This is a genomic window from Streptomyces sp. NPDC050617 (genome assembly GCF_040654795.1).
GTDB lineage: Bacteria > Actinomycetota > Actinomycetes > Streptomycetales > Streptomycetaceae > Streptomyces.
On the sequence record NZ_JBFAIS010000005.1, the window covers coordinates 305,471 to 319,772 of the forward strand.

A 14,302-nucleotide genomic window follows, 5' to 3' on the forward strand; every position below is an offset into this window, starting at 1 on the left:
TTGTTCCGCCCCCTGGGCGTCAACCCTAGGCGGGAGGAGAACACAACGTCACGAAGCGCACGGGGGAGGGGGCGGGGTGCAGGGCCTCAGCGGCCCCGCGCCGCCGCGGCCTCGCGCCCGCAGGCGTAGGCGAGGGCGCTGACGAGCTCCTCGGTGTCCGGCAGCCAGCGGTTGGCGGCGGTGGGCTGGCGGGCCCACTGCACCGGGCCGTGCGAGCCGACGCGGGTCGGCGGCGCGGCCACGTAGTCGCCCTCGCCGCGCGCCACGAGGTCCAGCGACGACGGCGGCCAGCCCAGCTTCCGCACCAGGTCGGGGACCTTCGGGGCGCCGCCCGGCAGCACGAAGAAGAGCATCCGGCGGCCGGGCGTGCAGGTGATCGGGCCGAGCTCGACGCCCATCCGCTCCATCCGGGCCAGCGCCAGGCACCCGGCGGACTCCGGCACGTCCAGCGCGTCGAAGGTGCGCCCGGTCGGCAGCAGCACCGAGGCGGCGGGCCGCTCGGCCCACAGCCGGCGGGCGCCGACCGCGCTGCCGGTGGCCTGGGCGGCCCAGTCGGGGCGGGCCGGGTGCGCCCCCGGCGCGGGGCAGTCCAGGTCGCGGCAGGAGCAGTGCTCGCGCCCCTGGTCCGCCTCCAGCCAGGTGCCGGCGAACACGTCCCAGTGCCGTTCTTCCGCGTACCGCACCGCGGAGTCGAGCGGCTGCTCGCCGCGTTGCGCCGGGATGTGCGGGGCCGTTACTCCGATGGTCTTTTCCACGTTCATCACAACTCCCCTTGTCACCAGGGGTTACGGCTCGCCGGGGGCGCGGGCGCGGTGCATCGTTACGGCACGTGGGGCGCACGGGTGCACGGCCGGGGGCGCAGACGGGGCCGCGCCGTCCCGGTGGGGTAGCCACCTGCGGGACGTTCATCCGCACGGGCACGAGGACAGGCACGGACACGGGCACAGGCACAGGCATCGGCCGCACGGTCGTCGTCCGCACAGCCGTCGGGCACGGTCGTCGGACGCACAGCCCTCGGGCACGGTCATCGGACGCACAGCCGTCGGGCACGGTCATCGGACGCACAGCCATCGGGCATGGTCATCGGGCACAGTCATCGGATACGGACACCGATCACGGGTTTCGCCCCGGATCACCAAGCGCGGTCATTACGGGCAAGTCCCGCATTCTCCGGACATCTTCGGGGCAGTGATCTCGCCATACGGACCTCACAGGGTGCGCGGCGCTCGTCGCGGACGTACAGCAGTCACAGGGGGTACACACCATGGCCGCACGGCCACTCGTGGCGCGGCAGCCGAACGAACGGCTGCAGGCGCTCATCCAGGAAGCCGGCTGTTCCAACGCGGGGCTCGCGCGCCGCGTCAACATGTGCGGCGCGGAACACGGCCTCGATCTGCGGTACGACAAGACCTCCGTGGCCCGCTGGCTCCGCGGTCAGCAGCCGCGCGGCCGGGCCCCCGCGATCATCGCCGAGGCGCTGGGCCGCAAGCTGGGCCGCACGGTCACGATCGACGAGATCGGCATGGCCAACGGCAAGAACCTCGCCTCCGGCGTCGGCCTCCAGTTCTCGCCGACCGTCGTCGGGGCCGTCGAGCAGGTCTGCGAGCTGTGGCGCAGCGACGTCGGGCGGCGCGACTTCCTCAGCGGTTCGTCCGTCGCCGCCTCCGCGCTCGTGGAGCCCAGCCGCGACTGGCTGATCACCGGCGCGGACACCCAGGTCTCGCGGACAGTCGGGGCCCGCGTCGGCGCCTCCGACGTCCAGGCCGTACGGGCCACCACCGACGCCCTCGTGGAGCTGGACCACCGCTACGGCAGCGGCCATGTGCGGCCGGTCGTCGTCCACTACCTCAACAGCGTCGTCTCCGGGCTGCTCGGCGGCTCGTACCGGGAGGCGGTGGGGCGCGAACTCTTCGCCGCCGTCGCCCGGTTGACGGAGCTCGCCGGGTACATGGCGGTCGACACCGGGCAGCCGGGGCTCGCCCAGCGCTACTACATCCAGGCGCTGCGGCTGTCCCAGGCCGCGGACGACCGCGGCTACGGCGGCTACGTGCTGGCCGCGAGCATGAGCCATCTCGCCGCCTCGCTCGGCAACCCGCGGGAGATCGCGCAGCTCGCGCGGGCCGCGCAGGAGGGCACGCGGGGCCATGTGCCGCCGCGGGCCGAGGCGATGTTCCTGGCGGCCGAGGCGCGCGGGCACGCGCTGCTCGGCGACGCCCGCGCCTGCCAGGCCGTCGCGGGCCGGGCGGTCACCGCCCTGGAAAAGGCGGACGGCGAGGGCGAGTCGGGCGACGAACCGGTGTGGATCCGCCACTTCGACCAGGCGTATCTGGCGGACGAGCTGGCCCACTGCCACCGCGACCTCGGCCAGGCCGAACCGGCCAAGCGCCGCGCGGAGGAGGCCCTGTCCGGCCATCCGGAGGGGCGGGTGCGCCGCCGTGCCATAGGGCTGCTGCTGCTGGCCACCGCGCATGTGCAGCAGCGCGAGGTCGAGGAGGCGTGCCACGCGGGCACCCGCGCGGTGGAGCTCCTCGGCAGTCTGCGGTCCAACCGCGGCGCGGAGTATCTGGACGACTTCCAGCAGCGGCTGGAGCCGTACCGTGATGAATCCGTTGTACGGGAGTTCGGCGCCCGGCTGGAGGTGCAGGCGGCGTAGCGCCTCCCGGCGCAGTCCCCGCGGGGCCGAGCGGGGCTGTGCCGGGCCGTGCGGGGCGGGTTCCGGGGGCGGCGCGGGCCGCGGGGCACAGGGACGAGACCGTTACGAGGTCAATGGTCGAGCGTTATCGTCACCCGGTAGCGTGAGCCGATGATTCCGTAAGTCCCGCACAGGTTGAGGTTGAGGAGCCCCGGTGACGCAGAGCGGACAGGGAAACGAGCCGCGGCGCCCGGCGGACCAGTCCACGCGACCCGCGTACGAGGGCATCGTGCTGCCCGCCGACGGCGAACCCTTCGACCCCGCCGACCTGCGGTCCACGCCGTCCACCGGGCAGCCCTGGGGCGAGCCTTGGGGCCCGGACGGTCAGAGCGGATATCCGGGGCGGCAGCCGGAGGCGGGGCAGGGCGCGCACCGCGCCGGCGGCGCCCACGGCGCGCCGGACCCCGGCCCGTACGGCGGTCCGGCCTATGACGGGTACGGCGCGCAGCAGGGCGGCGGCTACCCCGCGCACGGCCAGGGCGCGCAGCAGGGCGGCATGCCTCCCCCGTACGAGACCCCGGGGCCGTACGCCCCGCAGCAGCCCGCGCACGGCACGCCGCCGCTCCCTCCGGAGGCCGGCCATGTCGCGCCCGGCGGCGGGCGCCGCAGGCGGGCCGCGCCCGAGCAGACGGGCTCCTCCGCCGCGCCGCTGCCGCCGCAGGCCGGCGAGGTCGTGCCCGGCGGGTACGGGCACCAGCAGCCCCCGCACGCCGGGTACCCGGCGCCCGGCGCGGCCGACCAGACGCAGCTGCTGCCCCCGCAGACGGCGGGGGAGTCCGAGGCGACCCAGCTCATCCCGCCGGTCGGCGGCGGCGCGCCCGGTGCGATGCCGGGGGCCATGCCCGGCGCGATGCCGCCGCAGCAGCCCGGCGCGTCCGACCCCACGCAGCTCATCCCGCCCGTCGGCGGCGGGTCCCTGCCGCCCGAGCAGCCCGCGCACGGCGCGCCGCTGCCCCCGGCCTTCCCGCACGGCGCCCCGGACTCGGCGGCGGACTCCACCCAACTCCTGCCCCCGCAGGGCGGCGGCCCGCAGCCCGGCGCCGGATTCGGCTCCGAGGCCACCCAGTTGATCCCGCCCGTCGGAGGCGGCGGACCGCAGCAGTCCGGCGCGGGGGGCGAGCGCCAGCCGCCCGCCGAGTTCGACGGCCTGTTCCGGTCGGACGGCGCGCGGCCCGCGCCCGGCCCGCCCCCGTACGCGCAGGCCCCCGGCGCACCAGGGCCGGGCGGCCCCGGCCCGTACGGCCAGGGGCCCGGTGGACCGGCCCCCGCCGCGTTCGGGCAGCCCGAGTACGAGCCGCGGGGGCGGTCCGAGAGCGGCGGGCGCCGCCGCAAGATCACCCCGCTCGCGGCGATCGGCATCGTCGTGGCGTGCTGCGCCGTCGCGGGCCTCGGCGCGGGCGCGCTGCTCAGCGGCGGGGACGACGGCAAGGACAGCGGCAAGAAGAACGAGGCCGGCCAGAACCCGGGGACGGACACCGGCGGCACGTCCGGGGGCGGCGACGGGGACGGCGACAAGAAGCCGGACGACCCGGCGCTGCCCCAGGCGAAGGCGCTGGACGCGCTGCTCAAGGACAGCAACAACAGCCGCGACGCCGTGATCAACTCCGTGGAGTCCATCAAGTTCTGCAAGAAGCTCGACAAGGCGGCGGCCGATCTGCACGGCGCGGCGGGCCAGCGCAACGGCCTCGTCGAGCGCCTGGAGCGGATGCCGCTCGACAAGCTCCCCGGACAGGCCGCCCTCAAGACCCAGTTGAAGAAGGCGTGGCAGTCCTCGGCGGCGGCCGACAACCACTACGCGGCGTGGGCGGGCAAGGTCGGCTCCAAGCACGGCTGCCACAAGGGCAAGGCCCGCACCACCCCCGAGCTGGGCCAGGCCAACAAGGCGAGCGGGGACGCCACCGCGGCGAAGAAGCAGGCCGCGACGTTGTGGAACGCGATCGCGACGAAGTACGGGCTGACCCCGCACCAGTACACCCAGCTGTGACGGCCGGCCGGGCGGCCGACCGGGCGGGCTCGGGGTGACCCTGCGCGACGGGCGGTGACGCCGGGGTGCGGAACGGGGGCCGGATGGCGCTCGCGGGCGGAGAACGTACGATCGATCACCGTGCAAGGTTCGGAGAAGTCTTCCCGTCGCGGCCGCCGCTCGACCACCATGGGCGGCATGCCCCTCAATGACATGCCGTGGTGGCGCTGGCGCGCGAATGTGCGCTCGGCGCTGCACATGCTCGCCGACCCGGTCTTCCAGCGGGAGTGCTGGCTCCCCGCCCTGGAGGGGTACGGCGACGTCACCGACGCCGTGTACCGGCTGGTCGAGGACACCTGGCTAGACAACTGGTCCGCCGAGAAATACGTCGGGACGATCTTCCGCGACCAGACCGAGGCGGCGCTCGTCGACGCCGCCGTGCTGCGCGTCCTGCGGATCATGCACCAGGTGGGCGCCGACGCCCCCGTCTCCGCCTACCTCGAACACGAGGCGTGGCCGGAGGCCGTACGGGCGTCACGGGAGGCGCACGTACGGCTCGCGGTCAACGACGGCGACGACCCGGACGCGGCCCCGCGCTCGCTGGAGGTGCTGGCGATCGTGACGCGCGTGGTGTGACGGGCCCGGTGCGCTCCCCGCGTCGTACGGCCCCCGTGCGCTCCGCGCGCCCGGCGGCCCTGGTGTGATCCTCGCCGCTCGGCGCCGCCGGAGCGCCGCGGGCGGCCCGGCGGGCACGCCGTGTGTGCGACGCTATCGGGCTATGAGTGAAACGCAGCCCGTCGCCCCCGAGCAGTACATCCTGACGCTGTCCTGCCCGGACAAGCAGGGCATCGTGCACGCCGTGTCCAGCTATCTGTTCATGACCGGCTGCAACATCGAGGACAGCCAGCAGTTCGGCGACCACGACACCGGGCTCTTCTTCATGCGGGTGCACCTGAGCGCCGAGCCGCCGGTGACGCTGGAGAAGCTGCGGGCCAGCTTCGCGGCCGTCGGCGACTCCTTCCAGATGGACTGGCAGATCCACCGGGCGGACGACAAGATGCGCGTCGTCCTGATGGTCTCCAAGTTCGGCCACTGCCTGAACGACCTGCTCTTCCGCGCCCGGATCGGCGCGCTGCCCGTCGAGATCGCGGCCGTCGTCTCCAACCACCCGGAGTTCGGCGAGCTGACCCGCTCGTACGGCATCCCCTTCCACCACATCCCGGTCACCAAGGACACCAAGGCGCAGGCGGAGGCCGAGCTGCTGGAGCTGGTCCGCGCCGAGAACGTCGAACTCGTGGTGCTCGCCCGCTATATGCAGGTGCTCTCCGACGACCTCTGCAAGGCGCTGTCGGGCCGGATCATCAACATCCACCACTCCTTCCTGCCGAGCTTCAAGGGCGCCAAGCCGTACCACCAGGCGCACGCCCGCGGCGTGAAGCTCATCGGCGCGACCGCCCACTACGTGACGGCCGACCTGGACGAGGGCCCGATCATCGAGCAGGAGGTGGAGCGCGTCGGCCACGACGTGACCCCGGACCAGCTCGTGGCGATCGGCCGCGATGTGGAGTGCCAGGCCCTGGCGCGCGCGGTGAAGTGGCACGGCGAGCACCGGGTGCTGCTCAACGGCCGGCGGACGGTCGTCTTCGCCTAGCCCCTCGGGGCCTGCCTCACAGCCGCGACAGCGACGCCGCCGCGAAGAGCACGTCCCGGATCGCCTCGCGGTCCCCGTCCTGGCCCGCGGCGGCCTCCTCCGGCGGTACATGGCCCGCCGCCAGCCGGCAGAACTCGACGCCGTCGAGGGCGACGTGGGCCACCGACTCGGCGGCCGTGCCCAGGGCCGCGGGGGAGTCCAGCGCGATGTACCAGTCCCCGCCGCCGCTGCCCTCGATCTCCAGATGGAGCGACCGGCCGGGCGCGCCCACCAGCACCGGGCCGCGGGCGGGGGACGCCAGGCCGCTGCGGCGGCGCTGCGCGAGCGCGCCGGGCAGCAGCCGGGCCGCGAGGTCGATCATGCGGTTGAGGTGGGCGGAGGACGGCGGGTCGTACGGATAGTCGACAGCGTCGGCGATGTCCCCGGCGTGCACCCAGCACTCGAAGGCGCGGTCGAGGAACGAGTCGCGCAGCGGCAGCGTGAACTGCCCGTACGACACGTCGAGCCCGGCGGCCCCGCGCCCGGCGAACGACACCGTCCGTAACAGCGCGTGCCCCTGGTCGCGCCAGGCCCTGCGGACCGTCGCCGCCGGGACCGCCTCCCCCGCGGCGACCGCCGGCTCGGCCGCCCAGTACGCCTCCGTACGGGCGGTGGGGGAGCCCTCCTCGCCGCACGGCAGCGGGTCGGCGAGGCCGAGCGAGGCGGCGACGAGGCCGTCGACGGTCAGCAGATGGCCGATGACCCCGGCGACCGTGGTGTCGCGCCGCACCCCGCGCCGGCCCTCGAACCACCGCAGGCCGACCGGCGCCCGCCACTCCGCCTCGCCCATGTCCCGCAGCAGCGCGTCCAGCCGGGCGGCCTCGGCGTCGTACGGGGCGGCCCAGTCGGGCACCGGGATACGGGCCGGGCGGCGGCCGAGACACCCTTCCAGGACGCGGGAGCGGAGCATCGGATCGAGGTCGAGGTTCTCCTCGGGGTGCAGCAGCCCCACGGCGTTGCGCAGCCGCACGGCCTCGTCGGCGCAGGCCGCGCACTCCGTGAGGTGCGCCTCGACGTCGAGGGTCTCCTCGCTGGAGCAGGCGGCCAGGGCCCACGCCCCGAGCAGCGACTTGAGCACCTTGTGCGACCGGGGGCCGGCCGGCGCGGCCTCCTCGGACCGCGGGGGCGGGGGCGCGGGTGTGGGCGACGGCGGGGATTCCTGTGCCTGCTCGGGCTGCATGGTGTCCGGGGCCGGGGCGGGTGGCTGCGTGGGGTACGGCCAGTGGTCGCCGTCCTCGGGGGCGGCGCGCGGAGTCGGTATGCGCGGCGGCGTGGCGGGGCCGGGGGAGGCGCGCGTGCCGTCGCCGGGCGTGCCGTCGTCCCGGCCGTCGCCCGCACGGCCGCCCGCGCCTCCGCCCGGCCCCGCGCCGCCCTGGTCCCAGGAGCCGTCGTCGGGGTCCCAGCGCCCGGGGCCGCACCGCTCGTTCACAACGCCCTCCCGTAGCCGGGCGGCGGGATGGAGCGGGAGGAGTGGTGGGCGGTGGAGAGCAGCTGGAGGCCGAGCCGCAGCCGGCGGCGGGCCTCGTCCTCTGTGACGCCGAGGTCGGCGGCGGCCTGGCGGTAGTCGAGGCGGCGGAAGTAGGCGAGTTCGAGCGCGGCGCGCAAGGGGGCGGGCATGGAGGTGACGATGTAGTCGGCGCGGGCGGCGGCGGACGCCTCACGGACCTTCTCCTCGACCTCCTCGGGGGTGCCCTCGCCGTGCGTCTCGTCGTGGCGCAGCAGCTGGACGGAGTGGCGGTGGGTGATCTTGGCGATCCAGGAGCGCAGGGAGCCCTGCTTGGGGTCGTACGCGTCCGGGTGCTCCCAGACGTGGCCGAAGACCTCGCGGGTGACGCGGTCGGCGGCCTCCTCGTCGTCGAGCACCCGGTGGGCGAGGCTGTGCACGAGCGAGGCGAAGCGGTCGTAGAGCTCGCCGAGCGCCGCGGCCTCGCCCCGCGCGAGCCGCTGCTGCATCATGCGGTCCCAGCGGGGTGGTGCGTCATTCGTCATGCGGCCCCCATCCGTTCACCTCTGGTCTGGCTACCCGTCCTGCACCGCGCTACCCATGGGTACGGAGCCGTTTCGAGGAAGCCGTCCCGATCTTCCCCCGGCAGCTTCCCCGGTGGTACTCCCGTCGGCCCTCCCGCTGGTTCTCCCGCCGCTTCCCCGCTGGTCCCCCCGCTCTTCCCGGCAGCTCGCGGGCAGTTTGTGCGCACGCTCACATACTCATCGAATGTAGTCCGAGCCACCGACAACGCGCGTCGATTTGCGGCAAAGTACGCGCCCGGGTGGCTGCGGATGGTATAAGTCCGGTCACTTTGGGTGGGATGTCCCTGATCGATCCGGATCGTTCCTGCCTGAATAGGCCGATGAGTTATGCGGGTGTGACCGGAACTTTGGGGTTTCTGTACCCCAGGTGGGCATAGGGTCGTCACGAGCCCTTTACGCCGCACGGTGTTTCATGAGGGAGCGGCCGGGCAGCCGCAGTCGTGGAAGGGCCCGTTCCGGACAGCCGCCGGACAGCGAGCGACAGGGCGACCGAGCGAAGGGGCTTCGAGCGCGTGACGTTGAAAGTGATGGAGGGCGAACAGGGCCACTGGGCCGTGCTGCAAGTCTCCGGCGAGATGGATCTGGTGACCTCGCCGGCGGTGCGGCAGCACGTGCACGACGCGGTCGCCGAAGGGCGCCGGAGCCTGGTGCTCGACCTCGGAGAGGTCCGCTTCTGCGACTCCAGCGGCGTCGGCGTGCTCATCGCCGCCCGCCGCCTGATGCGGTCCTGCCAGGGGCGGCTCCGCCTGATCCTGCCGGCCCAGGGCGCGGTCGACGGCTCGCACGTCAACCGGGTGCTCTCCGCGCTGGGCGTGCGCCGCCTGTTCGAGGTCTACCCCGACCTCGCGACCGCCACGGACGAGGCGGCGGACCCGCTCTCGGCATAAGGCGCGACGCGCTTCGCCATGAATGCGAGGCGGGGCCGGGGTCGGTGCTCGGACCGTGCGGTCCGCTTTTTCACGGGCCCGCTCGCTCACGGGCCCAGTTCTGCACGGGCCCAGTTCTGTCACGGGCCCGGGAATTCGGCTCGTACGACGAAACCGCCCTCGTCCGTCGGATGGGCCTCCAGCGTGCCGCCGAGGCTCTGCGCCCGCTCGCGCAGCCCCACCAGGCCGTGGCCGCCGCCCGGCAGCCCCGGCGCGGGCAGCTTCGCGTCCGCGGGCCCGTTGCGTATCTCGACCAGCAGCCGCGCCCCGTCCGGCTCGCCGACCCGGACCCGTACCCGCGCGCCCGGCGCGTGCTTGCGCACATTGGTCAGCGCCTCCTGCACCGTGCGGAAGGCGGCCCGCTGCACCGCCTCGGGGTAGCGGGCGGCGGGGGCCGTGCCCCCCTCGTCCCCTTCGTCCTCCTCGCCGTGTTCGTACGCGACGTCCAGCGCACTGACCTCGATCAGCCGCGGCAGGTCGGCGAGGCGCGGCTGCGGGGCCAGCTCCTCGGCGTCGCCGCCGGCCGCGCGCAGGATGCCGACCAGGTGGCGCAGCTCGTCCAGGGTCCGTACGCACAGCTCGCGGATCGTACGGGCCCCGTCGTGCGCCGTCGGGTCGGCCGTACTGATCTGCACGGCGCCGGCCTGGAGGCTGATGAGGCTCACCTGGTGCGCGACGACGTCGTGCATCTCGCGGGCGAGACGGGCGCGCTCGGTGGCCACCACCTGGTCCGCCAGCAGCCGGTCCTCGCGGGCGCGGCTGCGGGTCAGCTCCGCGAGCCGGGCGGCGAGCTCGCGGCGGGTGCGGGTGAGCAGCCCGAGGGCGACGGGGGCGGCGGCGCTGACGCACGCGTCGACCATGGCGAGGGCCGTCTGCCGGGGCTCGTCCCAGGTCAGCTCGGAGAGCGGATACGGCAGGAAGTGCGCGAGCACCAGCAGCACCCCGGCGGCGGCGAGCAGCCGCCGGTCCGTGCGGCGGGCGGCCACGGTGTACAGGGCGATCATCGGCGCGAACCAGATGTAGCCGATGTAGATCCCCGGCAGCGTCGCCGCGAACACCGCGACCGGGAACCGCCGCCGCCACAGCAGCACGGCCGCCGCCGCCAGCGAGACGCCGAGCTCCAGCCCGAGATCGACCCCGTTGACGAGCACGGCGTCGGCGAGCGCGAGCAGCACGGGCACGACGATGGCCATGCGGCCCGCACACCGGCCCTCCCACCACCGGGCACGCCGCCGTGGCTCCGTCACCACGGGGGAGGCCCCACGGAGAGAACGGCCGACACGTAGGGCGCGGCGCCCGCCCGTACGGCGGCGCCTGCCGTCGCGTGCGCCTGTGCCGCCGGGGGCGCGGCGCCCGCCCGTGTCGCCGGGCTTCCGGCGGCGGCCCGCCCGGCCGGCATCGCGGTGCCCGCCCGTACAGCGGTGCCCGCCCGTATGGCGGTGAGTCCCGTCGCGCCCGCCCGCCCGGCCGGGGCCACGGCACCCGCCCGCCCAGCCGGGATCGCGGCCCCCGCCCGTACGGCTCGTGCTCCGGCGTTCTCCCGCGTCCCTCCGGTCGCCGCCCCCGACCCCGCCCCCGCCCGTGCCGTCGCGCCGGCGGCCGGGCCGCCCGCGTCGGTGAGACGTGCCGCGGCCCCCCTCACGTCGGCGGCACGGGGTGTTCCGGGGCCGAGCCATCGGCACCGGCACCGGCATCGGCGGCAGCCGCCGGGCAGGGGCGGATCAGGCCCGTCACCAGGCCCGCGCGGTCCGCGACGATGGCGGCCTGGACGCGGTTGAGGCCGCCGAGTTTGCCGAGTACGGCTCGTACGTGGTCCTTGACGGTGCTGGGGGCGAGGCCCATGCGCTCCGCGACGCGGGCGTTGGAGAGGCCCGCGCCGACGTGGGTGAGGACCTCGCGTTCGCGCGGGGTGAGCCCCCGCACGGCCTCGGCCGCGCGGTGCTCCGCGCCCGCCGCCAGGTAGCCGCCGATGACGGCGCGGGTGACGCCGGGGTCCAGGACGCTGCCGCCCGCCGCGAGGGTGCGTACGGACCGTACGAGCTGCTCCGGGTCGGTGTCCTTGAGGAGGAAGCCGGAGGCCCCGGCGCGCAGCGCCGCCGTGAGGTACTCGTCGGCGTCGAAGGTGGTGAGCATCGCCACGACCGGCGGCCGCCGCTCCGCCCGCAGCCGGCGCAGCACCGTGAGCCCGTCCACGTCCGGCATCTGTATGTCGAGGAGGACGACGTCGGGCGCGCGGCCCAGCACGGTCTCCACGGCCGCGCCGCCGCCGCAGTCCGCGACCACCTCGATGTCCGGGGCCGTGCCCAGGATCATCCGCAGCCCGGACCGGACGAGCTGCTCGTCGTCCACCACCGCTACCCGGATCACCGCCCGCTACCTCGCCTCTGTTCTGTCGCGCGTACCGTCCGCCTCAAGCCTGCCGCACCCGCCCGCGCGGCGGACCGGCGGACCGGGCCCACCCCCGCCCATCGGCGGGGGTGATCCAAGACCCGCGGCGGATTCCGTACCAGGGAACTCTCCGGCAGAGTGCTGTCCATGCTGCACCATGCCGGAGGCCGCTCCAGGCCGTCCGACCGCATGCGGCGCCGCCGCGCCCTCGGGCGCACCGCGGCGGCTCTGGCGGTCATGGGCGTCTGCGCCGCGGCTACCACGGCATGCGTCGGCGACGAGTCGCAGGCCGCCGCGTCCCCCACAAGCGGCGGCCTGTCCGTCTCCTATGAGCCCGCGAAGAGCGGCAAGGAACGAGGGCGGGCCTTCCTCCGGGAGCGCCGCATCCCCGAGCGCGTCGCGCGGGACGTCGGCGCACGCGTGCGGCTGCCGTCGGACGTCACGATCGTCGCCAGGTCCTGCGGCGACTCCGAACAGGACGTGTACGACGCCGAGACCGGGCGGATCGTCATCTGCTACGGCACCGTCGAGGAGCTCCACGGCATGTTCGAGGAGGCGCTCGGCGACGGCGGCGCCGATAGCGGGGACGGCCGCCGGACCGCCGACGCCAAGACCGCCGGCGTGGTCACCGAGACCCTGTACCACGAGATCGCGCACGCCCTGAAGGACAGGCTCCGCCTGCCGGTCACGGGCCGCGAGGAGGACGTCGCCGACCAGTTCGCCGCGTACAGCCTCATCCCGAAGGGGCCCTCCGGCGTCGCGGCCGTCCTCGACGCCGCCGAGAGCTACGCGCTCTACGCCCGCGACACCGACCCCGAGGACATCGACTTCTCCGACGAGCACGCCCCGGACGCCGCCCGCGCCGCCAACTACCGCTGCTACGTCTACGGCTCCGCCCCGGCCCGCCACAAGAAGCTCGTCGACGGCGAGACGCTCACCGAGGAGCGCGCGGAGCTGTGCGAGGGCGAGTACCAGGACATGCGGCGCGGCTGGGACGCCCTGCTGGAGCCGTACCGGACGAGCCGCTGACCGGGCAGCCGCCCCGGCCCGTGCGTACGCGTCCGGGGCCGCCTCCGCCCGGCCCGTACGGCTCGGTAGGTTGAGCCCCGGAAAAGGTCCGGGGCGCAGAGCCCTTCGCGCGCCGTCGTGCGCCCCGCTGGAGTGAGGATGGAACAGATGCCGAAGGCCGCCGCCGGGAAGACCGCTGTCCGCCAGCCCGGTCTCGTCCTCACCGACCACGTCTTCGACGTGCCGCTCGACCACGAGGCCCCGGACGGGGAACGGATCCGGCTCTACGGCCGGGAGGTCGTCGCGACGTCCCGCGCCCGCGAGGAACTGCCCTGGCTGCTGTTCCTCCAGGGCGGCCCCGGCAGCGCCGCGCCCCGCCCCGTCGGCCGCGCCCACTGGCTCGACCGGGTCCTCGACGACTACCGCGTCCTCCTCCTCGACCAGCGCGGCACCGGCCGCTCCACCCCCGCCACCCGGCAGACGCTGCCGCTGCGCGGCGCCCCCGAGGCGCAGGCGGAGTACCTCGCGCACTTCCGCGCCGACGCGATCGTCCGCGACTGCGAACTGGTCCGCGCGCGGCTCACCGGCGGCCGGCCCTGGACGGTGCTGGGCCAGAGCTTCGGCGGGTTCTGCGCGGTCACCTACCTCTCGTACGCGCCCGAAGGGCTCGCCGAGGTGCTGATCACCGGCGGGCTGCCGGGGCTCGACGCCGACGCGGACGCCGTCTACCGCGCCGCCTTCCCCCGCATGGAGCGCAAGACCCTCGCCCACTACGACCGCTACCCGGCGGACGAGGCCGCGGCCCGCCGTATCGCCGAGCACCTGGCGGGGGGCGAGGAGGTGCTGGCCGACGGCACGCTGCTCACGCCCGAGGCGTTCCAGCAGCTCGGCATCCTCCTCGGCACGGGCGACGGCTCGCACCGGCTGCACTACCTCCTGGAGTCCGCGTTCGTGCCGACCGCCGCCGGACCGCGGCTGTCCGACGCGTTCGGGGAACAGGTCGCCGCCGTGCTCTCGCACGCCGCCAACCCCCTCTACGCGCTGCTCCACGAGGCCGTCTACGCCCAGGACGGGCGCGCCACGCGCTGGGCGGCCGAACGCGTCAGGGGCGAATTCCCGGAGTTCGACCGGCACGTCACCACCGGCGGCCCCTTCCTCTTCACGGGCGAGACGGTGCACCCCTGGATGTTCCGCACCCACCCCGCCCTGCGCCCGCTGCGCCGCACCGCCGAACTGCTCGCCGAGCGGCAGGGGTGGGGCCCGCTGTACGACCCGGACCGGCTGGCCCGCAACGAGGTGCCGGTCGCCGCCGCGATCTACCACGACGACCTGTACGTCGACACCGCGCACTCGCTGCGCACCGCCCGAGCGATCCGGGGGCTGCGCACCTGGGTCACGGACGAGTTCGAGCACGACGGCGTGCGGACGGGGAACGGCGCTGTCGCGGACCGGCTGCTGAGGCTCGTACGGGACGAGGCGTGACCCGATGCGCGGCGCGCGGCGATGGCCTTAACTGCCCCTGTCCGTAAGTAACTTACGCAACATTCATTGTCCGGTGCCCCGAGAGCCCCTACGGTGAGCCGCGCCGAAATCCGGCTCGGCCCGCC

The 14,302-nt window shown here is 75.0% G+C and carries 13 protein-coding genes; 7 read left to right on the forward strand and 6 right to left on the reverse strand.

Annotated elements, in window-relative coordinates; translation table 11 throughout:
* Positions 1–86 precede the first annotated feature (86 nt).
* Positions 87–761: a bifunctional DNA primase/polymerase gene (locus AB0I49_RS09960; RefSeq protein WP_363226341.1), complete on the reverse strand. Its 675-nt coding sequence runs from the start codon at positions 759–761 to the stop codon at positions 87–89.
* Between the two features lie 503 nt (positions 762–1,264).
* On the opposite strand from AB0I49_RS09960, the gene AB0I49_RS09965 reads away from it, so the two are divergent.
* From AB0I49_RS09965 to purU, 4 genes are all read left to right on the forward strand, one after another.
* On the forward strand, positions 1,265–2,653 hold the full coding sequence (locus AB0I49_RS09965; RefSeq protein ID WP_363226342.1) for a transcriptional regulator: 1,389 nt from the start codon (positions 1,265–1,267) through the stop codon (positions 2,651–2,653).
* A gap of 193 nt (positions 2,654–2,846) precedes the next feature.
* Complete coding sequence (locus AB0I49_RS09970) at positions 2,847–4,676, forward strand: hypothetical protein (protein ID WP_363226343.1); 1,830 nt, start codon at positions 2,847–2,849, stop codon at positions 4,674–4,676.
* Between the two features lie 114 nt (positions 4,677–4,790).
* Entirely contained in the window at positions 4,791–5,291 is a 501-nt protein-coding gene (locus tag AB0I49_RS09975; protein ID WP_363226411.1) for a hypothetical protein, read from the forward strand.
* A 142-nt stretch (positions 5,292–5,433) separates the two neighbouring features.
* Positions 5,434–6,306, forward strand: coding sequence for a formyltetrahydrofolate deformylase (purU, locus tag AB0I49_RS09980; protein WP_363226344.1), 873 nt, complete (start codon positions 5,434–5,436; stop codon positions 6,304–6,306).
* Between the two features lie 16 nt (positions 6,307–6,322).
* Here the strand turns inward: purU and AB0I49_RS09985 are convergent, their stop codons facing one another.
* Positions 6,323–7,525 (reverse strand): zf-HC2 domain-containing protein, encoded by a 1,203-nt coding sequence (locus AB0I49_RS09985; protein ID WP_363226412.1) that lies wholly within the window; start codon positions 7,523–7,525, stop codon positions 6,323–6,325.
* 245 nt (positions 7,526–7,770) lie between these two features.
* Positions 7,771–8,334 (reverse strand): sigma-70 family RNA polymerase sigma factor, encoded by a 564-nt coding sequence (locus AB0I49_RS09990; protein ID WP_363226345.1) that lies wholly within the window; start codon positions 8,332–8,334, stop codon positions 7,771–7,773.
* A gap of 566 nt (positions 8,335–8,900) precedes the next feature.
* Here AB0I49_RS09990 and AB0I49_RS09995 point away from each other — a divergent pair.
* Positions 8,901–9,260: an STAS domain-containing protein gene (locus AB0I49_RS09995; RefSeq protein WP_363226413.1), complete on the forward strand. Its 360-nt coding sequence runs from the start codon at positions 8,901–8,903 to the stop codon at positions 9,258–9,260.
* Positions 9,261–9,379: 119 nt separating this feature from the next.
* Here the strand turns inward: AB0I49_RS09995 and AB0I49_RS10000 are convergent, their stop codons facing one another.
* From AB0I49_RS10000 to AB0I49_RS10010, 3 genes are read right to left on the reverse strand one after another with little or no spacing between them, the layout of a single operon-like run.
* Positions 9,380–10,492 (reverse strand): histidine kinase, encoded by a 1,113-nt coding sequence (locus AB0I49_RS10000; protein WP_363226346.1) that lies wholly within the window; start codon positions 10,490–10,492, stop codon positions 9,380–9,382.
* A gap of 50 nt (positions 10,493–10,542) precedes the next feature.
* A complete protein-coding gene (locus AB0I49_RS10005; RefSeq protein WP_363226347.1) occupies positions 10,543–10,941 on the reverse strand; it encodes a hypothetical protein in 399 nt (132 codons plus the stop codon).
* A complete protein-coding gene (locus AB0I49_RS10010; protein ID WP_363226348.1) occupies positions 10,938–11,666 on the reverse strand; it encodes a response regulator transcription factor in 729 nt (242 codons plus the stop codon). Before AB0I49_RS10010 ends, AB0I49_RS10005 begins: the two co-directional genes overlap by 4 nt.
* Before the next feature lie 168 nt (positions 11,667–11,834).
* On the opposite strand from AB0I49_RS10010, the gene AB0I49_RS10015 reads away from it, so the two are divergent.
* The gene (locus AB0I49_RS10015; protein WP_363226349.1) at positions 11,835–12,716 is read left to right on the forward strand and encodes a DUF4344 domain-containing metallopeptidase; all 882 of its coding nucleotides are present in this window, start codon (positions 11,835–11,837) and stop codon (positions 12,714–12,716) included.
* Between the two features lie 138 nt (positions 12,717–12,854).
* On the forward strand, positions 12,855–14,177 hold the full coding sequence (locus AB0I49_RS10020; protein ID WP_363226351.1) for an alpha/beta fold hydrolase: 1,323 nt from the start codon (positions 12,855–12,857) through the stop codon (positions 14,175–14,177).
* Positions 14,178–14,302 lie beyond the last annotated feature (125 nt).